The sequence below is a fragment of the Arthrobacter sp. 2RAF22 genome (assembly GCF_052115325.1).
GTDB lineage: Bacteria > Actinomycetota > Actinomycetes > Actinomycetales > Micrococcaceae > Arthrobacter.
In genome coordinates this window covers 392,622-415,214 of record NZ_JBFRGL010000001.1, presented here as the reverse complement: position 1 = coordinate 415,214, position 22,593 = coordinate 392,622, and the positions used below count along the sequence as shown (strand labels likewise).

Genomic DNA, 22,593 nt, shown 5'->3' with positions numbered 1-22,593 from the left:
TCGATATGGCCGGGACCAAGGAGTTCACCAAGCAGGTATCCACGATCTTGAAGGCCGGGCCTGGATTCTCGCTGGATGCAGCAGACCCCGAATCGACGCCCGGCTACAAGGGAAAGAAGTCTGACGGCGTCGCCTTGCTGGCAGCGCAGGACGGTCGTTTGGACGTCCTGCAGGAGATGCTCTTTGCCGAGGGAAAATTCGGCAGTTCCAAACGAGTGCTGTTGATCCTCCAAGCCATGGACACGGCGGGCAAAGGCGGGATTGTTGAGCACGTCGTCGGATCGATGGATCCCCAGGGTGTCAAGGTTGCTCCGTTCAAGGCTCCGACTGATGAGGAGAAGGCCCACGATTTCCTGTGGCGGATCGAGAGGGCACTGCCGGCCGCGGGATTCGTCGGGGTTTTTGACCGATCCCACTACGAGGACGTGCTGATCCACCGGGTGCACGGTTGGGCCAATGAAGATGAACTGGAACGACGCTATGCGGCCATCAACGAGTTCGAGGCAGGCTTGGCCGAACAGGGCACGGCGATCGTCAAAGTCATGCTCAACATCAGCCGCGATGAACAAAAAACGCGACTGCTGGCGCGATTGGATGATCCGTCCAAGCACTGGAAGTACAGCACAGGCGATCTCAAGGAACGCGCGTTTTGGGATTCCTATATGGAGGCCTATCAGCTGGTCTTTGAGAAGACCTCAACGGAGGTAGCGCCCTGGTATGTGGTTCCGGCGAACAAGAAATGGTTCGCGAGGATCGCCGTCCAGGAGCTTCTGCTTGAGGCCCTCGGGAAGCTGGACCTGAGCTGGCCGAAAGCCGACTTTGACGTGTCGGCGGAACGGGCGATGGCCGTCCAATCCTAAGAGGCCGTCGCTTCATCCTCGCCGTTGTTCCGGGCCGCGGCCAACCTTCTGCGGGCACCCTCCAGCCACTCTTCGCAGCGCTTCGCCAAAGCCTCGCCGCGTTCCCAGAGAGCGAGTGATTCCTCAAGGCTTGCTCCGCCGGCTTCGAGGCGGCCAACGATGGCCATGAGCTGCTCGCGGGCTTCCTCGTAGCTGAGGGCGTCCAGGTCCTCAGCGGAAGCCTTGGCCGCAGGGGATGTGTTTTCTGCTGTCATTTCTTAGTCCTCATTTTGCTTGTGCTGGCTGGGTTGTCCGGCAGGTGCCATGGTTCCGGAAGATACAGCGCCAAGGCGGCCTTCCGCCAAACGGAGCGTCAGCTCCGTGCCGTCAGGGGCCTGGTCCGGGTTCCGGACGACGTCGTGTCCCACTCCGTCCGCTCCCGCAAGCTGGACGACGGCGTACCCGCGGTCCAAGGTTTTTTGGGGGGACAATGCCCTTACCTGGGCGCGAAGGTGGTGCACCTGGTCAAGTGCGCGGATAACCGCGGAGCTCACCGCAGTGTGGGCGTGCTTCCGGAGCCGTTCGACGTCGTCCTCCCGCGCCGTGACCATTCCTTCGGGGGACGCCAGCACAGGGCGTGATCTCAGCGCGTGGAGTCGATCCGTTTCGCGGTCCACGAGGCGTCCCACGCCGCGGCGTAGCTGCTCGCGGGCCTGGCGTACCCTCGCCAATTCCTCGGCGACGTCAGGGACGATCCTCTTTGCGGCGTCGGTGGGCGTGGATGCGCGAAGGTCGGCGACGTCGTCCAGGATGGGATGGTCGGCTTCATGGCCAATTGCGCTGACCACCGGAGTGGCCGCCGCGGATACTGCCCGGACGAGCTCTTCGTTGCTGAACGGAAGCAGATCTTCCAGGGCTCCGCCACCACGGGCGATCACGATCACGTCCACGTGCGGATCGGCGTCGAGCTCCTTGAGCGCAGCCAGGATCTGGCCGACCGCCGTGACACCCTGGACTGCGACTTCCCGGACGGCGAATTCGACGGCGGGCCAGCGAAGCGCTGCGTTGCGCAGGACGTCTTTCTTGGCGTCGGAATCGCGGCCGGTGATGAGCCCGATCCGGTGGGGGAGCAAGGGCAGCCGTTTCTTCCTCGAGTCTGAAAGAAGCCCTTCAGCGCCAAGGGCCTGGCGCAAGCGCTCGATTCTGGCGAGGAGATCGCCGAGGCCGACGGGACGGATGTCCTTGATCGACATGTTGAGCCGGCCGGTCTTGAGCCAGAATTCAGGTTTCACCAAGGCCACGACGCGTGAGCCACGCTCCAGCGGCATCTTCTGGCGGTCCAGGACATTGGACCACAACGATGCGGGCAAGGAGATCTCTGCGTCGGTATCACGCAGCGTCACGAAGGCGCTGCCGCCGCGACGGTTGAGCTCGATGACCTGGCCTTCGATCCAAGCGGCCGGAGCCCGTTCTATGTGGGTCTTGAGCTTGCGGGACAGCAACTGCAGCGGCCAAGGATTGTCGGGACTGGTCTCCGACGCCGTCGCCGGAAGGGTTGACTCTGCCTTCGTGGGTTCTCCTTGGCGGGACTCTTCGTCCTCTGATCCAGGGTTCGGGAATCCCGAAATCGGCAACCCGCGTGGCGCCCCGCCGGGTACGGCGTCATAGGACACGCGGGTAGCCTCCTGTTGGTGGCTGGTGCATGGTTCTGTCCTCGCTGGTACTTTGCTAGGGGTGCCGGAAGCATTCCTGCTATAAGAGCTACTGAAAATTTGCTACCGAAAAGCAGGCGGCAGGCTTCCAACTCTATCCATACCTTGTAGCATGCATGGCCGACATTTACCCGTCGTCGCCCCGCCTGGAACTGCTGCACTCCAAACTTGAGGAATCCATTGCGCTCGTTCGTCTCTGCAATCGCAGTGATCTTTGCCCTTCTGCTCACAGCAATCGCCGTCCCGATGGCATGGACGGACACCAACATCGTCCGGGAAGACGGGTTTGTGGCGCTTACCTCTTCGATCGGGAAGGATCAAGCGTTCCAAGCGCGCCTGGCGGCTACTGCCGTCGCAAGCCTGGAATCCAAGGTCAACCTGCCGGCGCCGGTGGAACAACTTGGCGCTTCCTTCCTCAAGGACGCGGCCACCGCGATGACCACGTGGCCCGAATACCCGCAAGCGTGGAATGAAACCGTACGCCGGAGCCACCAACTGACTTTCGCAGGCAGTGCCCGCCCCGGGAACTCGACCGCGGGAACGTCCTTGGTGCTCGACGTCGGCCCCTTGGTCAAGCTTGCCGCTGACCGGCTGCACGCGGCAACGGGCCTCCCCATTGCGACGCCGGACTCCACGCTGATCAACATCGGCGGCCCCGCCCAGCGCCAGCAGGTAGATGCCATCGCCGCATATGCGCCGATGTGGTGGATTCCCGGCCTCGGCGCCGTCCTGCTGTTTGCCCTGGGCCTGCTTGCCGCGAGGCGCCGGGGTGTGGTTCTCCTCTTTGCCGGACTGGGCTTGGCCGCAGTCGCGGCGCTGTGGCAAGTGGCCACGACGGTGCTGAAGGGCGCAGGCGATGCGGGCCTGGGCGGAACCGCTACGGGTGGCCTCTTCGCGCGTGAGCTGCTGGCAGCGGCGGTCGACAATTTCGCCGGCTGGATCACCATCGCCTGGATTGCCGCTGGAGTGCTCGCGCTTCTTGGCCTGCTCGGCGTGATCTTCTCACGCAAAGCCAGGCCGAGCGTGCGGGTGAACGCTGCCGGTAGCATGGAGGGATGACCAGCTCAGCAGTTTCCATTCCGATGCCCTCTGTCCCGCGTAGGCGTCGGACGCCGGAAGAGGTGCTGGCCGCCGCTCCGGTCGCCGGCCCCAAGCGCGTCTTGCTCGCGGCCCCCCGCGGATATTGCGCAGGCGTCGACCGTGCGGTCATCGCGGTGGAGAAGGCACTGGAACACTATGGGCCGCCGGTTTACGTGCGCAAGCAGATCGTGCATAACGTCCACGTGGTCACCTCGCTGGAGGAGAAGGGTGCCATCTTCGTTGAAGAGACGGACGAGGTACCCGAAGGCGCCCTCGTGATCTTCTCGGCCCATGGCGTGTCCCCGGCGGTCGTGCAATCGGCCGAAGACCGTGGTCTTCGGACCATCGATGCCACCTGCCCGCTTGTCACGAAGGTGCACCGCGAAGCCGTCCGCTTCGCCAAGGAAGACTACGACATTCTCCTGATCGGCCACGACGGCCACGAGGAAGTGGAAGGAACGGCGGGCGAAGCCCCGGACCACATCCAGATCATCAATGGTCCGCATGAGGTGGACAAGGTCACTGTGCGCAATCCGGAGAAGACCATCTGGCTTTCGCAGACCACGCTGAGCGTCGACGAGACCATGGAGACCGTCCGGATGCTCAAGGAGCGGTTCCCCACGTTGCAGGATCCGCCCAGCGACGACATTTGCTATGCCACTACCAACCGCCAAGTGGCCATCAAGAAGATTGCCCCGCAGGCCGACCTCGTGATTGTGGTGGGATCTGCGAATTCTTCCAACTCCGTGCGGCTCGTCGAAGTGGCGCTTGAATATGGCGCCAAGGCCTCTTACCGGGTCGATTTCGCGAACGAAGTCGACGAGAGCTGGTTCGAAGGCGTTGCCACCGTGGGCGTGACGTCTGGCGCTTCCGTTCCGGAGGTCCTGGTCCAGGACGTTCTCCGATTGCTGGCCGACTACGGTTACGGTGCGGTTGAAGAGGTGGTGACGGCGGAGGAAGACCTGCTGTTCTCCCTGCCGAAGGAACTGCGCGCCACCCTCAAAGAGGCCGGGGACGTCACTCGCGCCTTGGGTGGGCGCGGGAACCGACCGACTTCGTAGTCTGGGTTCTGGGTCCTGGGTCCTGGGTCCGGGCCCAGCACAGGGTGCGGGCCCGGACGACTACCAGACAGTCCTAGGCCGCGGATTCGTCTTCGATCAGTTCGGGTGCGGCAAGGGTCCGCGGCACGGCTTCCACGGCCGACGGCGACACCAGCCCGTCGGTGTCCATGGAGTTGAGCTTCCGTGCGGTGGGCAAGACGCGTGCTTCCAGCGTTCCGACCAGCGCGTTGTAGCGATCCACCGAGGTCTTCAGCGACGAACCCAGCTTGCCTACGTTGTCACCGAGCGTCCCCATGCGTTCGTAGAGCTGCCGGGCGAGCTCGAAGAGCTCCCGGGCATTGTCCGTCAGGACGTCCTGGCGCCAGGTGAAGGCGACGGACTTTAGAACTGCCAACAAGGTGCCGGGGGACGCGAGCACCACGTTCCGGGATAGGGCGTGATCCAAGAGTGCAGGGTCCGCTTCGAGGGCGGCGGCCAGGATGGACTCCGCGGGCAGGAAGCAGATCACCAGCTCTGGCGAGTTGCCGGGGATGTCCCAGTACTTCTTGGACCCCAGGGCATCCACGTGGGACTTGAGGGCCTTCGCATGTGCGAGCAGCAGGGCATCCGCGCCGTTGCCCACAGATTGGAGGCCGTTGACCCGCTGGGTGGAATTGCCCTGTTCCTGGGCAGCGAGGTAGGACGCCAACGGAACCTTGGCGTCCACCACCAACTGCTTTCCACCCGGCAACTGGACCACAAGATCCGGCCGGACGGCGTTGTCGGCGGACGCGGAATGCACTTGCTCATGGAAATCGACGTGACGCAGCATGCCGGCGGCCTCCACCACCCGGCGCAGCTGGACTTCACCCCACTGCCCCCTGGCACTGTTCGACCGAAGGGCGGAGGCCAGTGCGTGCGTGGAGCGCAGGAGTTGTTCATCGGACAGCCGGGCTTCCTCGAGCTGTTGGGCAAGCTGGCCGTACTGCTCCAAGCGATCACGCTCCAGAAGCGAGACCTGTTGCTGGACGGCCGTCAGCTTCTCGGCAACGGGGGCGAGCGCGCGCAACACACTGCCATCCTGGTTCCTGGACTCGTTCAGTTCACGGTTCTGCGACAGCAGAAGCCGCCGTTCGGCGTCGGCGGCGGCAAACTGGGCGTTCACCGCGGCAAGCCGGGCGGAGACGCCGTCGAAATCTTCCTCAAGCGCGGCAGTGCGGCGCCTGAACAGCAGGAAACCAGCCACCACCCCGGCGGCCGCTCCCAGAAGAAGCATGAACAAAGCGAGTATTACTGCAAAACCATCCATGTCTCCAACCTTGGCATAGGGGTCGGACAATATAGCGAAGCCGGATCAAGGCACCCGGGCGTGGGGTCCACGGTTCCACCCGCGAAAGCGGAGAGGGGCACTCAACGGGTAGAATCAATGCTCGTGGCTCTTACTATTGGCATCGTCGGACTGCCCAACGTCGGCAAATCAACTCTTTTCAACGCACTGACCCGCAACCAGGTGCTGGCCGCGAACTACCCGTTCGCCACCATCGAGCCAAACGTCGGCGTCGTCAACCTCCCGGACCCGCGCCTGCAGAAGTTGGCGGAGGTCTTCGGATCGCAGCGCCTCCTGCCCGCGGTCGTCTCGTTCGTTGACATCGCAGGTATCGTCAAGGGCGCCTCCGAGGGCGAAGGCCTGGGCAACAAGTTCCTCGCGAACATCCGCGAAGCAGAAGCCATCGCCCAGGTCATCCGCGTCTTCGATGACCCCGACGTTGTTCACGTCGACGGCAAAGTCGATCCGCGCTCGGACATTGAGACGATCAACACCGAACTGATCCTGGCCGATCTCCAGACGATCGAAAAGGCCATTCCCAGGATCGAAAAGGAAGTCAAGATCAAGAAGCGGGAAGCCGCGGAACTCGCAGCGATCCTGGCTGCCCAGGCCGTCTTGGAACGTGGCGACACGATCTTCTCCTCGGTCAAGAGCGACAAGCTCGAGATGGAGCACCTCAAAGAGCTCAGCCTCCTCACGGCCAAGCCCTTCATCTACGTCTTCAACTCGGACGAAGGAATCCTCGGCAACCCGGAAAGGCAAGAGGAACTGCGCGCCATGGTGGCGCCGGCGGACTGCATTTTCCTTGACGCCAAGCTCGAATCGGATCTCGTCGAACTCGACGAGGAAGAAGCCCGCGAGATGCTCGAGATGAACGGCCAGGACGAATCCGGCCTCGACCAGCTGGCACGCGTCGGCTTCCACACGCTTGGACTGCAGACCTACCTGACTGCTGGTCCCAAAGAAGCCCGCGCCTGGACCATCCACCGTGGCGACACCGCGCCCCAGGCCGCTGGAGTCATCCACACGGATTTCCAGCGCGGATTCATCAAGGCCGAAGTTGTCTCCTTCGATGACCTCATCGCCGCCGGGTCCATGGCCGAGGCAAAGTCCCGCGGCAAGGTCCGAATTGAAGGCAAGGAATACGTCATGGCCGACGGCGACGTGGTGGAGTTCCGCTTCAACGTCTAGCCCCTGCGGGAGGGCAATTCCCTAGAACAGCGGCCAAGGCACCGCCGACATCTCGCCGCTCGGAGCCGGAAACCGCCCTGCCAAACGCAACCGGGCGCAGCGCGCGGCGAGCGATGCGATTTCTTCGGCGCTGAGCAATTCCGCCAGGTTTCGGCCCAGCCCACCGTGCAGTCCTTCGCTGACACGATCGATGCCCTCGCGTTCCTCGGCGGTCAGAGGGTCTCCCAGCCATCCCCACAGCACCGTGCGCAGCTTGTGGTCGCGGTGAAAGGTGAGCCCATGGTCCACGCCGTGCCGGTGTCCGTCCGGCATGGCAAGAATGTGGTCGCCCTTGCGGTCGGCGTTGTTGACGACTGCGTCGAACACCGCAATGCGCCTGAGCGCTGGCGAGTCTTCGTGAACGAGGGTGACCATGCGTCCGTTCCCATCCCGTCCCTCGAGAACGTGCTTCCAGCCCGTCTCCGGCACGTGGTCTGTCGCCACGAGGTCCACGGCGTTTTGGGCGGGGTCTTGCTCCTGCCAGAGCTGCACCATTCCTTCGCCCATCGGACCATCGCGCAGCCAGGTGTGCGGCACGATGTCCCAGCCGAATGCCTGCGAGACCAGGTACGCGGCCACCTCCCGGTGGGCCAGGGTGCCGTGGGGAAAGTCCCACAGCGGAGTTTCGCCGGCTTTCGGCTTATAGACGACCACCACGTCGCCGATGCTGCCCAGAAATGTAGCGTTTGAAGCCGTCGTGATGCGGCCGGTGAGCGTCAACTCGGCGGTCCCGAGCTCCGGCGTCGGCATCAGACCTCGGGAAGGGTGCAGATGTGCCCGTCGGCGTCGATGGGGTACCCGCAGAGCGGGCACGTCGGACGCCCGGCGCCCACGATCTCACGGGTGCGCTTGGCGAAGGCGCGGGCCGTGCCGACCGGCATGCGGACCAGCAGCATTTCGGTCTCGTTAGCGCTGTCCTCATCGTTGTCGTTGTCGTCGGCGTCGGCGTCGGCATCGGTGATGGGGAAGGCCTCTAGTACGATCTGGGCCGTGGTTGGGTCCCACCCTAAGCTCATGGCGCCGGTGCGGAACTGCTCCTCAACGGACTCGAGCTGGTCATTGTCGACAAGTTCAACGGGAGTACCCGTGGGGACGCTGAAGGGGTTGCCCTCCACGGTGATGAGCTGGTCGAGAATTTCGTCGATCTTCTCCGCGAGCAGAGCCGACTGCTCTTTCTCCAGGGCCACAGTCACGATCTGCGTCCCGGCGCGCACCTGCAGGTAGAACGTGCGCGCCCCCGGAAGGCCAATGGTGCCGACGACGACCCGATCAGGCCAGGCAAACTCGTGAACACGTGTAGGCATGTCAGTATTCTAGGCACATGAGGTTCATGGCGCCTTCCGCCCTGGACCGCCGCCCACCGGCGCATCGCCGGACTGGATGCCGTTCGACAGCCAGGACAGATCACCCGCATCGGTGTTGGTCGCGTAGACGCTCGGCTGGTTACCGCCGTAGCGCACGATCGATACGGAAGCGGGGTTCACGGTAATACGCTGGAACAGGTCAAGGTGCATGCCGAGCGCGTCGGCGAGGATTGACTTGATGATGTCACCGTGACTTACCGCAACCCACACAGCTCCTGGCCCGTACTCGGCTTCGAAGGCTGCATCGTGGCGCCGAATCGCGGCCACCGACCGGGCCTGCATCGCGGCCATGGATTCACCTCCGGGAAAGACGACGGCGGACGGTTGGGACTGCACAACCGGCCACAGATCCTCGGTCGCGAGATCACTGAGCATGCGGCCCTGCCACTGACCGTAATCGCACTCGGTGAGATCGGGATCGACCGGCGCGTACGGCGTGCCAGCCTGGCGATCGAGGATGAGCTGGGCGGTCTGCTGACAACGCTCAAGCGGGCTCGACACCACCGCGACCAAGGGCACCGCGGCGAGCCGGTCTCCAGCCAGAGCCGCCTGGTCGCGCCCGACCTGGTCCAGGCTGATGCCGACCGACCGCCCGGCCAGCAGCCCGGTGGCATTGGCTGTGGTGCGGCCGTGCCGCACGAGGATAACTGTCGCCATCCACCCAGCCTAACCACCCGCTCGCTGCGGTGGCTCGGATATTTACGCCGTCCTATCCGGCACGGGGTAGACCAGGGCGACTTCGCCGGCCGGATGCCTGCTGCCCACGGCGATCACGGCGTTTACATCCTGGTCAGGTGCCCGGTCTTTCGCCGATGACCGATCCCCGCCGTTGCCGAAGATCGTGCGGCCGGGCAGATCGCGGCCATCACGCCTCTCAGGGGTGCGTGAACAAATCGGTGCGGCTGGTCATCGACATGCCGGTACAGTTCATCTCGCGAGTTATCCACATAACGCAACTCAGCCCTCCTGCGCAGCTTGCGCTTTGGCAATACTTGGTGAATGGGAATCAGATATTACGCATATGCATTCGACGGCGAACTCACTGAACAGGTGCTTTCCGACCCGATGACCTTCGTGTCCGTCGATCCACTTGCTGATGCTTGGGGCCTTGACCCTGGTGTCGGGACCAGCGGTACCACCTTCGAACAATTGATATCTGAGCGCGACATGCTCTATCTGGACAAGGCATGGCGGCATCTGCAGGTTCTCACGGCCCCATTGGGGGCGGCCATGGCGGCGCGACCCGCTTTTCGTATGTTTGAAGGCAACGTGACCATGCATGGCGAAGGTTGGGATCCGTGGGTAAGGGCCCTGACTCCGTCCGAGGTTTTGTCGATTGCTCAGGACTTGGACGATATCTCTGATGCGGAGGTGAGGCAGCGGTTGCCGGATTCGCCATATGTCGATCGGGACCTTGACGTCGAGTATGCCGTTGGCTATCTTCGACGGGCCCGGGTCTTCGCCACCAATCTCGCCGACGAGGGGCGCGGCATGGTCTACCTGATCGGGTAACGATCATCCTGGCTTAGCCCCAACCGGCGACATCCTGGCTCAGGATATTAGGCCAGGTTTCGACGTCCTCCGGGGTGCGGGCTACTGTCAGCGTTGCTTGGGGGAGCAGCGCGGTAAGGGTTTCCGCGGTTGACAGCGGGTGGCCCGGATCATCGACCCAGGCCAGGATCGTCGCCGGTACGTCGATTCGCGCGAGGGCCTCAAGATCAGGCAGATCGCTGAGTGCCGCGCCTCGAAACAACGACGGCAAGAGGGCGTCGGCGACGTCGGGCACGGTCTCTGGCGCCCCAATTGTGGCCGGCGGCGGTGTTGCCCCGCGCGTGGTGTCCAGGAATTCCTCGACGCCAACAGCCTCGATAAGCGCCGCGGCAGCCCGGTAGTTTGCAGCCTGGGCGGCTCGGGTTTCCCACGCGGTGGGTGGCACCATCAGCGTGAGCCCGCTAAAGCGGCCAGGCTCGCGGGAAGCGGCGTGCAAGAGCGTGCCGGTACCCATCGAGGGACCGACTCCGTGGACACGTTCGCCTGGGAACCAGCGATCGAGCAGCCGCAGGAGGTCATCGGCGAGGTTTTGCCATTGATAGTCCTCGGGGACCTTGCGCCCTGTCGACCGGCCATGGCCGCGTGCGTCGTACCGCAGCAGTCGAGTTCCACTCAGCCCTCGGCCGAGGTCGAGGTTGAGCACCCGATCACGCGCGCGGCTTGATGTCAGGCCATGCAGTTGGACAACCGGGTGTCCACCTTCGTCGCTCAAAGCAACCGCAAGCTCGGCTCCGGGAACCTCGAAAGTGGGCATCAGGCTCCTCGTTCCGTGACTGGCAGCGCCACCTTGAGCGGCCGCGTTGAACGTTCAGGCTATCTGGGGCGATAGGATACTGCCATGCGCCTGACCAACGTCACGCACCTGCGGCTACCGTTCGGACGACTTTGGGGCTATGACGTCAGCGTGTCTGCGCTCCGCCGGCGTCTTCCGGTGTCCTTTGATCAGCGGCTCCATGTAGGAGCCGGCGACCGGCCCGGCTCCTGGATGGCAATGTCTTTTCGGCTGCCTGCACCAACTCGTCGTGAGTCGATTGCCGATGCCTGGCTGGCCGTCGTCGGCCGCCACGGCACGCTGCGAACGGCTTTCGTTCCCGGTGAGGACGGTGAGCCGGAGCTTTACGAAATTGATATTGGTCCGGGAACCTGGGTGGAGCATCAGGTGTCTCCAGGCCAAGCCGTCAATGACGCAGTGCGGGACATTCTCGACGCCGCGTGCTCGCCATACCAACAACCCTCACACCGCCTGTGCGTATTGGAGACTGCTGCCGGACTCACGGTTGTGATTGCAGCCGACCACTCCCACGTCGACATGTGGTCGATGCTGGTGATCGCGCGCGACCTGCTGTCGGCCCTCGACGCCGGGAGCGCCGGCCGCGAATTGTTGCCCGAGCCAGCCCCGGCATTTGTTGAGCACACGCAAGCACTTCTAGACCGGAAAGCGGCGCCGGACCACGTGCGTCAACGGTGGGAACAAATCATCGGGGACAGCGGCGGAGTCATGCCGCAATTCCCGTTGCCCCTGGGTGCGCCCGATCCTCAGCGCGAGCGTGTGGAAGTCCGGGATGTGTTCGATCTCGACGACGGTGCGGCGTTCGCGGCGCAAGCCCGCAACGACGGCGTCTCGACGCTCGCACTCGCTGTTGTTGCGATGACCGCGGTGACCCGCGAGTTGGCGGGAACCCCGCTGCGGGCTGTGTTTCCCGTGCACAGCCGCTTCGACGACAAATGGCATGACTCAGTCGGCTGGTTCATTACCAATTCGGTGCTTGAATCTGCGGTCCCCGAGCCGCTCGCCGCGGCGGCCGCGGTAAAAGAGGCTGTGCAGCTTGGCTCGTGGCCGCTCGCGGACGTTCTGGCTCCATGGGGCGGCATGCCCGTCGCTCCTGGGATGTTCGCGATCTCCTGGCTGGACCTACGCAGGCTGCCGGTACGAATCGACTCGGTCGGACTCGACGCCCAGTACGTGAGCGCGACAATCGACACGGACGGCGTCATGCTTTGGTTCATCCTGGACGAGTCCGGCCTGCATTTGAGGTGCCGTTATCCCGACACCGTTGAGGCTCGAGCCAACGTCGGCGGATGGCTCGATCTGCTGGTCGCTCGTTTGCAGGCAGATGCGCGATCCTCGGTTCGAGGACTGCTGCGGGTGGCGGGCCGGACCTTCAGGCTGGAACGGGCGAGCCGCGATGATGTCGAGGCCATCGCCGCGCTGCTGTCCGATGATCAGTTCGGCCCCGATCGTGAGTGCGTCGAGCTCGAACGATACGAGGCGGCCTACAACCTGGTTGTTCGGGACCGCTCCAACTATCTGGGGGTTGTCCGAAATGATGCCGATCGCATCGTTGCCACGATGCAATTGACTGTTATCCCAGGACTTTCCCGGGGTGGTTCTTCCCGCTTGCAGATCGAGGGACTGCGGGTTGCTGCCGCGGAACGTTCACAAGGCCTGGGCACCGCGATGCTTGAGTGGGCACACAATTTTGGGCGTGTGCGCGGGGCGCAACTGGCGCAAGTGACCACAGACGAAGCACGGGAGCAGGCTCGAGCCTTCTACACCCGACTCGGATACCGGACGGCCCACGTAGGACTGAAGCGCCGGATATAGAAGTCCGATACCTCGCCCTCGCTGCGTTCTTTATCACGGGGACCGCCCACATAAGTGAATTTCTCGCCCATGCACCTCAACGTAAACCCCAACACGAGGTCTGGATACCGCTGCACGCTGCCATCGGATCGTGAGATCTGTTCCAGGCACTCCCCGCCAGGAGGGTTCAGTGATGGGGAATTAACTGACATAAGCCCCCGGTTCGCCGTGAATCGGGGCTTATGTCATGTTGGCGCGGATCACGGAACCCCTAGGACGTCCTTCAATGATTGCATCTCGATAACAAACTTTACCGGCGGGAAACTTTAGACCCAAAGATCCGTTCCGGGCGCTAGGCTACTGCTCATGTGAGACGAGCCACAAGCCTGCTGAGGGGGTTGTGGCAGTCTGCCGGAGTCAACAGCGCCGGCTTTTTCCACTCAAAAAAATAGGAGGCGGAATGCGTTTCGGACGTACTTCCAAAGCAGTGGGTATTGCGGCAATCGCCGCGATCGCACTGAGCGCCTGTGCCGGCAATTCCGGTGGCAATACCCCATCCACTGGAGCAGCCAAGACGGGTGGCACGGCCACTGTGGTCGAGGTCAACGCTTTCAACACGTTCAACCCCAACACAGCCGATGGCAATACTGACATCAACTCCAAGGTCAGCTACGCAACGCACTCGGGCTTCTACTACATCGACAACAAGCTGAACGTCGTACACAACGACAAGTTCGGCAAGATGGAGAAGGTCTCGGACAACCCGCTGACCGTCAAGTACACCATCAACGATGGTGTGAAGTGGTCTGATGGCACCCCGGTCTCCGCAGCTGACCTCCTCCTGCAGTGGGCGGCGTTCTCCGGCTACTACGACGACGCCGATGCCAAGGCAAAGACGGGCACGTCCTATTTCTCGTACGCTGGTGACAACACGGGCCTGAGTCTGACGGACTTCCCGGAGATCAGCAACAACAACAAGACCCTCACCCTCAAGTACTCCAAGCCGTTCGCTGACTGGGAGATCGTGCTTGGTGGTCCTGGCATTGACGTTCCTGCCCACGTCCTTGCGCAGAAGGCCGGCCTGAAGGACACCCAGGCTTTGATTGACTTCTTCAAGAGCAAGCCGCGCGGAGACTCCAAGGCACCGCTGCCCGCCGACCCGAAGCTGAAGGCAATGTCGGACATGTGGAACACCGGCTTCGACACGAAGACGCTTCCCGCTGACCCGACCCTGTTCCTCTCAAACGGTCCTTACATCGTCAAGAGCATGAACCAGGACCAGTCCCTCACCATGGTTCGCAACAAGGACTACAACTGGGGACCGACTCCAAACCTTGACGAAATTACCGTCCGGTACATCGGTTCGGCGCCGGCACAGGTCCAGGCCCTCAAGAACGGCGAGGCGGACATCATTGCCCCGCAGGCTTCCGCGGACACCCTCGACCAGTTGAAGGCTCTCTCCAGCCAGGGCGTCACTGTCGACCAGGGCAACCAACTGGCCTTCGACCACTTGGACCTGAACTTCTCGGGTCCGCTGGCCGACCAAAACGTGCGTACCGCCTTCATGAAGACGGTGCCCCGCAAGGACATCGTCAGCAAGATCATTGGCAAGCTTGACCCGAACGCGAAGCCGCTGGACTCGCAGATCTTCGTTCCCCAGCAGGCTGCCTACGCTGACTCCGCCAAGAACAACGGCTCCTCGGCCTACCAGGACGTGGACATTGATGGTGCCAAGAAGCTCCTGAACGGCGCTACTCCGGAAATCCGCATCATGTACAACAAGGACAACCCCAACCGCGTTGACGCCTTCTCGCTGATCCGCGAATCCGCCACCAAGGCTGGCTTCAAGATCGTCGACGGCGGCCTGGGCAAGTCCGACTGGGGCAAGGCCTTGGGCAAGGGCGGCTACGATGCCACCATCTTCGGCTGGATCAACCCGGGCGTCGGTGTCTCCGGCGTTCCGCAGATCTTCAAGACCGCTGGTGGCAACAACTTCAACCAGTTCAGCAACACTGACGCTGACAAGTTGATGGAAGAGCTCGTGGTCACCACCGACCGCAGCAAGCAGGATGATCTGCAGAAGCAGATCGACAAGAAGATCTGGGACTCCGCATACGGCGTGCCGCTCTTCCAGTCCGTGAACGTGGACGCCTACAGCGACCGCATCACCGGTGTGAAGCTCATGCCGAACCAGACTGGCGTTTGGTGGAACTTCTGGGAGTGGGCTCAGAAGTAAGGCCCAACTAGCGCGCAATATCGCCAGCCGAGGCGCCGGGACCGACGTATCATGGTCCCGGCGCCTTCGGGTTGGCGAACCGGCACATTGTCTGCTTCCCCAACGACCTCAAGCAGGGAAGGGGCACGATTCTGCGATAGGCGCCGGAGACCCCGGGCCTGGATTTCGAGGTTCTTCACCATGGTGACCTATATCGTCCGGCGGCTCGTAACCGCCGCATTCATTCTCCTTGGAGCTTCTTTCCTGGTGTATCTCCTGACGGCGTTGTCCGGGGACCCTTTGGAAGAGCTCCGCACCAGCAGCGCGCCGAACCGGCAAGCACTGATGGATGCGCGGATCAATCTGCTCGACCTCGACACACCGGCGCCGCTGCGCTATTTCAAGTGGTTGGGAGGCGCTGCCCAGTGTCTGGTTCCCTTCGGCAATGCCTGCAATCTCGGTAAGAACATTGCGGGGCAGCCAATCACGGAGGCGCTCGGTTTCGCGCTGGTCCAAACCCTGACGCTGGTTACCGGTGCGACAATCCTTGCGATTCTCATCGGCATTTCGCTCGGCATCGTTACGGCACTGCGCCAGTACAGCGCGTTGGACTACGGCGTAACCTTCATGGCGTTCCTGTTCTTCTCCCTGCCGATCTTCTGGGTAGCCGTTCTCCTCAAGGAATTCGGTGCCATCGGCTTTAATGACTTCCTCCGAAATCCCGAAATACCGCCGGTCGTGGCCCTTGGAATCGGGGCCGTCCTGGGCATCGTCGGGGCCGTCGTCGTCGGCGGTGCGGTGAGGCGCCGACTGATCGTCGGAGGCTCGGTTTTTGCGGCTGTTTCGCTTATTCTCTTCTACTTCTCGCTGACTCAATGGTTCCGCAATCCGGGCCTGGGGCCGGTCATCATCGCCATCATGGGGGTGGGAATCGCCTTCGGAATCACGATTTTGGTTTCCGGACTCAAGAACCGCAAGGCCCTGCAATCAAGCCTGATCGTGGTGGGCATTGGCGTGGTTGCCTACTTTGCTGTGCAGCCGCTGCTCAATGACGCGACCGGGCTGATGATCTTCCTCCTGGCCATCGCCACTATCTTGGTTGGCGTGGCAGTGGGGTACTTCATGGGCGGCTACGACCGCGGCCAGTCCATGCGCGCCGCTGGGCTGACCGCCTTCCTGGTCGGGTTCCTTGTGGTTGTGGACAAATTCATGCAGGCTTGGCCGTCCTATTTCAACAACAGCCGGGTGCGCGGGCGCCCCATCGCCACGATCGGGGCAGGAACCCCGAACATCCAAGGCGATTTCTGGATCATGTCGACAGACACCTTGACCCACCTCGTCTTGCCGACGATTGCCCTCATCCTTGTGTCGTTGGCCAGCTACACCCGGTTCACACGCTCGTCGATGCTCGAAATCATGAACATGGACTACATCCGGACTGCGCGGGCAAAGGGTCTGAGCGAACGTTCCGTGATCATGGGCCACGCCTTCCGGAACGCCCTGATCCCTATTGCAACGATCGTTGCTTTCGACATCGGTGCGTTGATCGGTGGCGCCGTCATCACGGAAACGGTCTTCTCCGTTCGGGGCATGGGTTTCCTGTTCATCGACGGACTGCTGCACACTGACCCGAACCCCGTGATGGGCGTGTTCCTTTGTGTTGCAATCACCGCCATGGTCTTCAACCTGATAGCGGACCTCGCGTACTCCGCGCTCGACCCACGCGTAAGGATCAAAGCATGAGCCAGCCAACCCAAGAGGAAGAACTCCTCGCGCAACAGGCGCTTGCCGAAGCTGCAGCCACCCATGCAAGCAGCGAAGTCACCAGCGGCCTGAGCCAGGGCCAGATTGTCCGCAAGAGGTTTTTCGGCCACACCGGCGCCCTGATCGGGCTCGCGGTTTTTGCAGTGATCTTCCTGCTTGCTTTCACCTCGGTGGGCGCATTCGGGATTCCCGGATGGTGGAAGTACAACCATGTGGACGTTTCGCCCTTGGTCAATGACGGTGCCCCCACGTCGTCGTTTTGGCCGCTCGCCTGGGGAGAGCACCCCTTCGGCCAGGACCGTATTGGACGCGATCTGTTTGCCATGACCATGCGCGGTGCCCAACAATCCATCACGGTCATGGTCCTGATCGGCGCCATCGCGGGCGCGGTCGGCGCAATCGTCGGGGGACTCGCCGGCTATTTCCGCGGCTGGGTCGAAGCCATCCTCATGCGCCTGACCGATGTCATCATCATCATTCCGTTGCTGCTCCTTGCGGCTGTTGTTGGCCAGATAGCCAACCGCAGGGATGAGGGAAGCTGGCTGACCGGATTTGCCGCCAACAACGGCGTCGTCATCCTTGGCATTTTCCTCGGCTTTGTGAGCTGGGTGGGCCTCGCCCGCCTGGTCCGCGGTGAGTTCCTGACCCTGCGCGAGCGGGAGTTCGTTGACGCAGCCAGGATCTCCGGAGCGTCCAACGCAAGGATCATCTTCAAGCACATCCTCCCCAACGCCGTGGGTGTGCTGATCGTCAACGTGACGCTGACCATGTCCGCGGCGATCCTGCTCGAGACGGCACTCAGCTACCTGGGCCTCGGCGTGAAGGCTCCCGACACCTCGCTCGGCCTGCTGGTTGCCCAGAACCAAGAAGCTTTCGCAACGAGGCCGTGGCTGTTCTGGTTCCCCGGCCTGTTCATCATCCTCATCTGCCTCAGCATCAACTTCATCGGAGACGGCCTGCGGGACGCCTTCGATCCCCGGCAGAAGAAGTTCAAAGCCAAGACCGCCATCGAAACCACGCGCCACTCGAGCACGACGGCGCCCGTTGCCGACGCCTCGAAAGGCAGCTGAGTGCTACCCGTCCAGGGAAACCTCCTACAGGAAGACCGCCCAGTAACTGGCCGCGGCCAGGGCTACCGTGGCTGCTATCCGGAACCATCCGATGGCAACGGTCACCGAAGCGTCTTCAGCCCGGCCGGGCTCCACGCGTCCGGCCTCGACGAGGTCCTGCCAGCGGGTGCGCACCAGGATCGCTGCGGCGCCGGAATCGGTGTTCTTGAGATCTCCGGGGCGAACCGAGCTGCTGGGGCCGTAGGTGGTGCCCGGGAGTCCTTTGAGATGCTCAGGGCGGGCATTGCGCCCGCCCCAGATTCCCGGCGCGGGAGCAGCCCACGCCGGATACTTCTTGCGGGGCGTCACCAGCGTGAGGGCGTAGCGGGTATCAACCTGCACCAGGGCATCCCACGGAACATCGATGGTCCGGAAGGGATTCTCCAGCGCGACGCCGGAATCCCGGACCACCACAACCGGGCGCCAGAAGAGCAACCAGCCAAGAAACGCTACGAAGAGCAGGGGAGTGGTTCCGGGAAGGGAGCGCGGTCCGGCTGCCACGAGCGCAACAACCACTCCGAAAACGGCAACTGCCCAGCAGATCCAAGCAAAAATCTTGCTGGTGCGGGCCTTGAAGATTTCGACATTTCCGGCATACGGCGCTCTGCTCATGCCCCTAATAATTCAGGATTCCGGGCTACTTCACTAATCACCCCTTGGAGGGTGGCCCGGTCGGAAGGGAAGACCCAACATGACTGACAACGCCAGCCCCGAACCGGAGGCCACCCACCTCGAGACCGAGTCGGATAAGAGCGCGCGCGGGGCCATGGTCCTGGAAGTACGCGATCTCAGCGTCGACTTTGGCGTGGATAAGAAATGGGTCCCTGCCGCCATCGGACTGAACTACGAGGTCAGGGCCGGCGAGGTCCTCGCGATCGTCGGTGAGTCCGGGTCCGGCAAGAGTGCAAGTTCCATGGCACTGCTTGGCTTGCTGCCCAGCAACAGCCGTGTCCGGGGGAGCGTCAAGCTCTCGGGCAAGGAGCTGCTGGGTGAGAAATCAGGCAACATCCGTGAAGTCCGCGGCAAGGATGTCGCGGTCATCTTCCAGGAGCCCATGACCGCGCTCAACCCTGTGTACACCGTGGGTACGCAAATAGTGGAGACGATCCGGCTGCACAACTCGATCTCGCCCGATGAAGCCAAGCAGCGGGCCTTGCGCATGCTCGAGCTGGTGGAGCTGCCGGACCCGGAGAAGGCCTTCAAGTCGTATCCGCACCAGCTCTCCGGCGGCCAGCGGCAGCGAGCCATGATCGCGCAATCATTGTCCTGTGATCCCAAGCTCCTGATCGCAGACGAACCCACCACTGCCTTGGATGTGACGGTCCAGGCTGAAATCCTGGACCTGATGCGCAACCTGCGCAACAAGCTGGACAGCGCCATCGTCCTGATCACGCACGACATGGGTGTTGTGGCCGACCTCGCCGATCGAATTGCCGTGATGCGCCAGGGCGTCATCGTGGAGAGCGGCACTGCCCAACAGATCTTCAGCAACCCGCAGCACGGATACACACAAGCTCTTCTAGCCGCTGTTCCCCACCTGGGACAGGGTGCTGACAGCGCCGACGTTGACGTCACCGCGGCGTTGGCTGCCGCAACCCACTCCGAGCTGGAATCGGTCGATCACGATGAGCTGGTCCGCCGGGAACTTGAGAACCAGGCCGCTTTGAAGGCGGCGGCCGAAGAAGCAGCCAAGCCCAAGGGTGAGCCCGTACTTGAGCTGGTCGACGTCGCCATCGAGTACCCCAAGCAGGGCCGGGTCCCCGCGTTCCGAGCTGTCGAGGGAGCCAACCTCGTGATCTACCCCGGCCAGGTTGTAGGCCTTGTGGGGGAGTCCGGATCGGGCAAGACGACCATTGGACGCGCCGCCGTCGGGCTGTTGCCCGTAGCCGCGGGCAGCATGCGCGTGGTGGGGCAGGACATTTCCGCCGCAAAGCGGAATGGAAAGCAACTGCACGAAGTGCGCCGCGACATCGGCATGGTGTTCCAGGATCCGTCGTCGTCGTTGAATCCGCGGCTGCCCATCGGCGAAAGCATCGGCGAACCGATGTACCTCGCCGGGGTCGCGAAGGGCGTCGATCTGCAGAAACGGATTGAGACCCTCCTGGACCAGGTGGAATTGCCGCGCGGGTACCGCAACCGCTATCCACATGAATTGTCAGGCGGCCAGAAGCAGCGCGTCGGCATTGCCCGGGCGCTCTCCCTGCAGCCCAAGCTGATGGTCGCGGATGAGCCGACATCGGCGCTGGACGTCTCGGTGCAGGCGAAGGTCCTGGAACTTTTCCAGAACCTGCAGAGGGAGCTGGGATTCGCGTGCCTGTTCGTGACGCACGACCTTGCCGTGGTTGACGTGCTCGCGGACCGGATCTGCGTGATGCAGCGGGGCAGGATCGTGGAGCAGGGCACCCGCGAGCAGATCCTTCGCAATCCGCAGGAGCCGTACACGCAGAGGCTGCTGGCCGCGGTGCCGCTGCCGGACCCCGAGAAGCAGCGTGAGCGTCGCGAACTGCGCGCCCAACTCATGGCGGCCGGCATCGAGTAGCAACCCGAAGGCACTCGCGGCGGCACGAACTGATGGTCGCAACCGAAAGAGTCTCCGTCGCCATGGGCGGCGGGGGCTCTTTTTTGGTGCTTGTTGACGCGCTGGCCAGGCCGGTTGCACACCGTACGGGATGCCCGAAAAACCCTGGTTTTCCGGGGGAAACCAAGGGTCAGGCATGTCGAGTGTAGCAAGGAAAATCCCATTTCGTGAAATGACTGCTTCATTTACTTGAAATGACTGCTTCATTACTAAAACTGTCAAGTGCACACTTCGTTGTTCATGCCAATGGGATTCCATATTTCGGACAAGCTGTGGTTAGGATTACACATCCATGTAGGCCGCGTCACAGGATAATTCTGTGCCTGGCCCCGGGGGCAGCTATGAGTTGCCCCGACCCATCCCCCTGAATCCATAGGAGGCGGAATGCGTTTTTCGCGCACTTCCAAAGCTCTTGGCTTGCTCGCAGTCGCCGCGCTTGCCCTCACCGGATGCGGCAGCGCTGGCTCCGGAAGCAGTGGCCCGACCGCTGCCGGCGATCCGAACAAAATCATCACCGCATACAGCAATGAACCCCAGCACCCCCTCATCCCTTCCAACACCAACGAGGTGTACGGCGGCCGCGTTGTCGACCTCCTGTTCGAAGGCCTGACCAGCTACGACGCCAATGGCAAGTCCGTGAACGCACTCGCGGAATCCATTGACACGAGCGACGGCCAGAACTACACCATCAAGGTCAAGAAGGGCGCCAAGTTCACCAACGGCGAGGCAGTCACCGCCAAGAGCTTCGTTGATGCTTGGAACTTCGCCGCACTGAGCACCAACGCCCAGTCCAGCAGCAGCTTCTTCGAATCCATCGAAGGCTACGACGCAGTCAGCGCCGTCACGAAGACCAAGGGCGCGGACGGAAAGTCAACGTCGACTCCCGCACCGACCGCCCAGACGATGTCCGGCCTGGTGCTGAAGGACGACTCGACCATCACTGTCAAGCTGGCCCAACCGGAGGCCGACTGGCCGCAGCGCCTCGGCTACTCCGCCTTCATGCCGCTTCCGGCCGACGCCCTCAAGGACCCGAAGGCCTTCGGCGAAAACCCGATCGGCAACGGCCCGTACAAGATGGCCGCCAAGGGTGCCTGGCAGCACGACAGCCAGATCGCCCTCGTCAAGAACCCGGACTACCAGGGCACGCGCATGGCCAAGAACGGCGGCGTGACCTTCAAGTTCTACACCGACCCGGCTCCGGCTTACACCGACGTCCAGGCCAACAACCTTGACGTAACCGACGTCCTGCCCACGAACGCCCTGAAGACCTACACAACGGACTTCCCGGACCACAGCCTCAACAAGGCTTACGCGGGCAACGCAACCCTGAACATCCCGAACTACCTGCCTGAGTTCCAGGGACCCGCCGGCCAGCTGCGCCGCCAGGCCATCTCCATGGCGATCAACCGCGATGAGATCACCAAGGTCGTCTTCAACGGCACCCGCATCCCTGCGAAGGACTTCACGTCGCCGTCTATCGATGGCTACAACGCGAACGTGACAGGCTCCGACGTTCTGAAGTTCGACGCCGCGAAGGCCAAGGACCTCTGGGCAAAGGCAAACGCCATGAGCCCGTGGCCCGCCGACAAGGTTCTGCAGCTCGCGTACAACACCGATGGTGGCAACAAGGAATGGATTGACGCCGTTGCCAACAACCTGAAGAACAACCTCGGCATCAAGGCGGAAGGCCAGCCGTTCGCCAAGTTCGCCGAGATCCTGAACCTCCGCACGGCTAAGACCCTCCCGGGCTTCACCCGCGCCGGATGGCAGGCAGACTACCCGTCGCTGTTCAACTTCCTCGGCCCGCTGCTGAAGACCGGAGCCAGCGCCAACTACGAGGGTTACAGCAACCCTGAGTTCGACAAGCTGCTCACCGAGGGCCTGGCTTCCAAGTCCACGGACGACGCCAACAAGAAGTTCACCCAGGCTCAGGAAATCCTCTTCAAGGACCTCCCGAACCTGCCCCTGTGGTACCAGGCACGCCAGGCTGTATGGAGCCAGAACGTCAGCAACGTTGACTCCGGCTGGAACGGCGTCCTGCTGTACTACAACATCACCGCAAAGTAGTCCTACTGGACTTGTTCCAAGCTCGTTAGCGTATGGGGGTCCGGCCACAAACCGGGCCCCCATGCCTTGATTCGGCACGAAAGCTGTCCCAAATGAATCCCCACATTTTCAAGAGCGCCCAGGAACCGTTGCT

19 protein-coding genes are annotated in these 22,593 nt (G+C 62.7%); 11 read left to right on the top strand and 8 right to left on the bottom strand.

The genetic code is table 11. The annotated features are described in order from the left end of the window. Nucleotides 1-5 precede the first annotated feature (5 nt). On the top strand, nucleotides 6-860 hold the full coding sequence (locus AB4068_RS01825; RefSeq protein WP_059387461.1) for a polyphosphate kinase 2 family protein: 855 nt from the start codon (nucleotides 6-8) through the stop codon (nucleotides 858-860). On the opposite strand, the gene AB4068_RS01820 is transcribed toward AB4068_RS01825, so the two are convergent. Further along, nucleotides 857-1,114: an exodeoxyribonuclease VII small subunit gene (locus AB4068_RS01820; RefSeq protein ID WP_059387462.1), complete on the bottom strand. Its 258-nt coding sequence runs from the start codon at nucleotides 1,112-1,114 to the stop codon at nucleotides 857-859. The two genes, AB4068_RS01825 and AB4068_RS01820, sit on opposite strands and share 4 nt — an antisense overlap. Before the next feature lie 3 nt (nucleotides 1,115-1,117). Beyond that, nucleotides 1,118-2,473, bottom strand: coding sequence for an exodeoxyribonuclease VII large subunit (xseA, locus tag AB4068_RS01815; protein WP_441432664.1), 1,356 nt, complete (start codon nucleotides 2,471-2,473; stop codon nucleotides 1,118-1,120). A gap of 246 nt (nucleotides 2,474-2,719) precedes the next feature. Between xseA and AB4068_RS01810 the strand changes: the two genes are divergently transcribed. Then, nucleotides 2,720-3,610, top strand: a complete 891-nt coding sequence (locus AB4068_RS01810) for a hypothetical protein (RefSeq protein ID WP_284991396.1) — start codon at nucleotides 2,720-2,722, stop codon at nucleotides 3,608-3,610. Continuing rightward, complete coding sequence (locus AB4068_RS01805) at nucleotides 3,607-4,692, top strand: 4-hydroxy-3-methylbut-2-enyl diphosphate reductase (protein ID WP_284991398.1); 1,086 nt, start codon at nucleotides 3,607-3,609, stop codon at nucleotides 4,690-4,692. Before AB4068_RS01810 ends, AB4068_RS01805 begins: the two co-directional genes overlap by 4 nt. A 73-nt stretch (nucleotides 4,693-4,765) precedes the next feature. Here the strand turns inward: AB4068_RS01805 and AB4068_RS01800 are convergent, their stop codons facing one another. After that, entirely contained in the window at nucleotides 4,766-5,980 is a 1,215-nt protein-coding gene (locus tag AB4068_RS01800; protein WP_441432538.1) for a DNA recombination protein RmuC, read from the bottom strand. Nucleotides 5,981-6,103: 123 nt separating this feature from the next. Here AB4068_RS01800 and ychF point away from each other — a divergent pair, with 123 nt between their 5' ends. Then, on the top strand, nucleotides 6,104-7,189 hold the full coding sequence (gene ychF, locus AB4068_RS01795; RefSeq protein ID WP_441432537.1) for a redox-regulated ATPase YchF: 1,086 nt from the start codon (nucleotides 6,104-6,106) through the stop codon (nucleotides 7,187-7,189). A 21-nt stretch (nucleotides 7,190-7,210) separates the two neighbouring features. Here ychF and AB4068_RS01790 read toward each other — a convergent pair whose 3' ends face one another. The 3 genes from AB4068_RS01790 to AB4068_RS01780 are packed head-to-tail and all read right to left on the bottom strand — an operon-like array spanning nucleotide 7,211 to nucleotide 9,249. Further along, the gene (locus AB4068_RS01790) at nucleotides 7,211-7,978 is read right to left on the bottom strand and encodes an SCO1664 family protein (protein ID WP_441432536.1); all 768 of its coding nucleotides are present in this window, start codon (nucleotides 7,976-7,978) and stop codon (nucleotides 7,211-7,213) included. After that, a complete protein-coding gene (locus tag AB4068_RS01785) occupies nucleotides 7,978-8,532 on the bottom strand; it encodes a DUF3090 domain-containing protein (protein WP_307052557.1) in 555 nt (184 codons plus the stop codon). The genes AB4068_RS01790 and AB4068_RS01785 overlap by 1 nt, the downstream gene beginning before the upstream one ends. A gap of 24 nt (nucleotides 8,533-8,556) precedes the next feature. Further along, the gene (locus AB4068_RS01780; protein WP_441432535.1) at nucleotides 8,557-9,249 is read right to left on the bottom strand and encodes a histidine phosphatase family protein; all 693 of its coding nucleotides are present in this window, start codon (nucleotides 9,247-9,249) and stop codon (nucleotides 8,557-8,559) included. A gap of 342 nt (nucleotides 9,250-9,591) precedes the next feature. Between AB4068_RS01780 and AB4068_RS01775 the strand changes: the two genes are divergently transcribed. Then, nucleotides 9,592-10,104, top strand: coding sequence for a DUF1877 family protein (locus AB4068_RS01775; RefSeq protein ID WP_284991403.1), 513 nt, complete (start codon nucleotides 9,592-9,594; stop codon nucleotides 10,102-10,104). Between the two features lie 13 nt (nucleotides 10,105-10,117). Here the strand turns inward: AB4068_RS01775 and AB4068_RS01770 are convergent, their stop codons facing one another. Further along, on the bottom strand, nucleotides 10,118-10,897 hold the full coding sequence (locus AB4068_RS01770; protein ID WP_441432534.1) for an alpha/beta fold hydrolase: 780 nt from the start codon (nucleotides 10,895-10,897) through the stop codon (nucleotides 10,118-10,120). 84 nt (nucleotides 10,898-10,981) lie between these two features. On the opposite strand from AB4068_RS01770, the gene AB4068_RS01765 reads away from it, so the two are divergent. The 4 genes from AB4068_RS01765 to AB4068_RS01750 all read left to right on the top strand — a co-directional run bounded on the left by AB4068_RS01765 (nucleotide 10,982) and on the right by AB4068_RS01750 (nucleotide 17,776). Continuing rightward, the gene (locus AB4068_RS01765; protein WP_441432533.1) at nucleotides 10,982-12,748 is read left to right on the top strand and encodes a GNAT family N-acetyltransferase; all 1,767 of its coding nucleotides are present in this window, start codon (nucleotides 10,982-10,984) and stop codon (nucleotides 12,746-12,748) included. A 439-nt stretch (nucleotides 12,749-13,187) separates the two neighbouring features. Beyond that, nucleotides 13,188-14,963, top strand: coding sequence for an ABC transporter family substrate-binding protein (locus AB4068_RS01760; RefSeq protein WP_059387469.1), 1,776 nt, complete (start codon nucleotides 13,188-13,190; stop codon nucleotides 14,961-14,963). A 180-nt stretch (nucleotides 14,964-15,143) separates the two neighbouring features. Then, nucleotides 15,144-16,685 (top strand): ABC transporter permease, encoded by a 1,542-nt coding sequence (locus AB4068_RS01755; RefSeq protein ID WP_284991408.1) that lies wholly within the window; start codon nucleotides 15,144-15,146, stop codon nucleotides 16,683-16,685. Next, complete coding sequence (locus AB4068_RS01750; RefSeq protein ID WP_306958666.1) at nucleotides 16,682-17,776, top strand: ABC transporter permease; 1,095 nt, start codon at nucleotides 16,682-16,684, stop codon at nucleotides 17,774-17,776. Before AB4068_RS01755 ends, AB4068_RS01750 begins: the two co-directional genes overlap by 4 nt. A gap of 24 nt (nucleotides 17,777-17,800) precedes the next feature. Here the strand turns inward: AB4068_RS01750 and AB4068_RS01745 are convergent, their stop codons facing one another. After that, on the bottom strand, nucleotides 17,801-18,427 hold the full coding sequence (locus AB4068_RS01745; RefSeq protein ID WP_284991411.1) for a PH domain-containing protein: 627 nt from the start codon (nucleotides 18,425-18,427) through the stop codon (nucleotides 17,801-17,803). A 154-nt stretch (nucleotides 18,428-18,581) separates the two neighbouring features. Between AB4068_RS01745 and AB4068_RS01740 the strand changes: the two genes are divergently transcribed. After that, nucleotides 18,582-20,354 (top strand): dipeptide ABC transporter ATP-binding protein, encoded by a 1,773-nt coding sequence (locus AB4068_RS01740; protein ID WP_441432663.1) that lies wholly within the window; start codon nucleotides 18,582-18,584, stop codon nucleotides 20,352-20,354. Between the two features lie 423 nt (nucleotides 20,355-20,777). After that, nucleotides 20,778-22,460 carry a peptide ABC transporter substrate-binding protein gene (locus tag AB4068_RS01735; RefSeq protein ID WP_284991415.1) on the top strand — a complete coding sequence of 561 codons (1,683 nt, stop codon included), beginning with the start codon at nucleotides 20,778-20,780 and terminating at the stop codon, nucleotides 22,458-22,460. The last annotated feature ends 133 nt before the right edge of the window (nucleotides 22,461-22,593 follow it).

Excerpts from the sequence above, each read along its gene's own strand:
- AB4068_RS01825 (WP_059387461.1), top strand. The coding sequence starts at position 6 with ATGGCCGGGACCAAGGAGTTCACCAAGCAGGTATCCACGATCTTGAAG.
- AB4068_RS01820 (WP_059387462.1), bottom strand. The coding sequence starts at position 1,114 with ATGACAGCAGAAAACACATCCCCTGCGGCCAAGGCTTCCGCTGAGGAC.
- AB4068_RS01805 (WP_284991398.1), top strand. The coding sequence starts at position 3,607 with ATGACCAGCTCAGCAGTTTCCATTCCGATGCCCTCTGTCCCGCGTAGG.
- AB4068_RS01800 (WP_441432538.1), bottom strand. The coding sequence starts at position 5,980 with ATGGATGGTTTTGCAGTAATACTCGCTTTGTTCATGCTTCTTCTGGGA.
- AB4068_RS01790 (WP_441432536.1), bottom strand. The coding sequence starts at position 7,978 with ATGCCGACGCCGGAGCTCGGGACCGCCGAGTTGACGCTCACCGGCCGC.
- AB4068_RS01785 (WP_307052557.1), bottom strand. The coding sequence starts at position 8,532 with ATGCCTACACGTGTTCACGAGTTTGCCTGGCCTGATCGGGTCGTCGTC.
- AB4068_RS01780 (WP_441432535.1), bottom strand. The coding sequence starts at position 9,249 with ATGGCGACAGTTATCCTCGTGCGGCACGGCCGCACCACAGCCAATGCC.
- AB4068_RS01775 (WP_284991403.1), top strand. The coding sequence starts at position 9,592 with ATGGGAATCAGATATTACGCATATGCATTCGACGGCGAACTCACTGAA.
- AB4068_RS01770 (WP_441432534.1), bottom strand. The coding sequence starts at position 10,897 with ATGCCCACTTTCGAGGTTCCCGGAGCCGAGCTTGCGGTTGCTTTGAGC.
- AB4068_RS01765 (WP_441432533.1), top strand. The coding sequence starts at position 10,982 with ATGCGCCTGACCAACGTCACGCACCTGCGGCTACCGTTCGGACGACTT.
- AB4068_RS01760 (WP_059387469.1), top strand. The coding sequence starts at position 13,188 with ATGCGTTTCGGACGTACTTCCAAAGCAGTGGGTATTGCGGCAATCGCC.
- AB4068_RS01755 (WP_284991408.1), top strand. The coding sequence starts at position 15,144 with ATGGTGACCTATATCGTCCGGCGGCTCGTAACCGCCGCATTCATTCTC.
- AB4068_RS01750 (WP_306958666.1), top strand. The coding sequence starts at position 16,682 with ATGAGCCAGCCAACCCAAGAGGAAGAACTCCTCGCGCAACAGGCGCTT.
- AB4068_RS01745 (WP_284991411.1), bottom strand. The coding sequence starts at position 18,427 with ATGAGCAGAGCGCCGTATGCCGGAAATGTCGAAATCTTCAAGGCCCGC.
- AB4068_RS01740 (WP_441432663.1), top strand. The coding sequence starts at position 18,582 with ATGGTCCTGGAAGTACGCGATCTCAGCGTCGACTTTGGCGTGGATAAG.
- AB4068_RS01735 (WP_284991415.1), top strand. The coding sequence starts at position 20,778 with ATGCGTTTTTCGCGCACTTCCAAAGCTCTTGGCTTGCTCGCAGTCGCC.